At 29.5% G+C, this 830-nt stretch carries 1 protein-coding gene; it reads left to right on the top strand.

From position 1 onward, the window contains the following. Window positions 1-244 precede the first annotated feature (244 nt). Window positions 245-697, top strand: a complete 453-nt coding sequence (tnpA, locus tag OM075_RS25220) for an IS200/IS605 family transposase (RefSeq protein ID WP_301193331.1) — start codon at window positions 245-247, stop codon at window positions 695-697. The last annotated feature ends 133 nt before the right edge of the window (window positions 698-830 follow it).

The following is an 830-nucleotide window of genomic DNA, read 5'->3' on the forward strand; positions in this document are numbered from 1 at the left end:
CTTGCACCCTACGCTATTTGATTACGTCCCTTCAGGACTTTAGGTAAATATTTAATCAATTAATTAAATGCCCTGAAAGGGTATTATCTAAAAGCGAAGGGTGTACGCCCTTTGCTAAATGCATTTTAACCCACTTATTGCCCAAAATATTTGATTATTATATTTCAAAATATCCTTATTTAAACATACATTTAATCTTGAATTACTAATTAACCAATTCTTTAGGATAAAATATTATTAAACTATGGGACAATCTCTTGTGCAAAATTATATACACATTGTTTTTAGTACAAAACATAGAGAGCCATTTATTGACTCAAATATCGAAAAAGAACTACATGATTACCTTGGTGGAATATGCAATAACCTTAATTGTAAGGTTATTAAAGTTGGTGGTTATAATGATCATATTCATATACTTTGCCAACTTTCTAAAAAAATAACACTTATAAAACTAATGGAAGTACTAAAATCCCATTCTTCTATGTGGATAAAAACTAAAGGAGATAATTACGTTAACTTTTATTGGCAGAATGGTTATGGTGCCTTTTCAGTTACACCCTCAGATATTAATAGAATCATTCAATATATTACAAATCAACATTTGCACCACAAATCAGAATCCTTTCAAAATGAATACTCTTCCATTCTGAATGAATATCATGTTGAATACGATGAAGAATATTTATGGGATTAATTATCATATAGGGAAGAATTAACATTTCATATTCCATTAAACACATAGGGCTTGCACCCTACGCTATTTGATTACGTCCCTTCAGGACTTTAGGTAAATATTTAATCAATTAATTAAATGCCCTGAAAGGGTA

The organism is Plebeiibacterium sediminum, from assembly GCF_026013605.1.
GTDB lineage: Bacteria > Bacteroidota > Bacteroidia > Bacteroidales > Marinilabiliaceae > Saccharicrinis > Saccharicrinis sediminus.

What these genes read in the sequence shown, in the direction of transcription:
- tnpA (WP_301193331.1), top strand. Translation starts at nt 245, where the DNA reads ATGGGACAATCTCTTGTGCAAAATTATATACACATTGTTTTTAGTACA.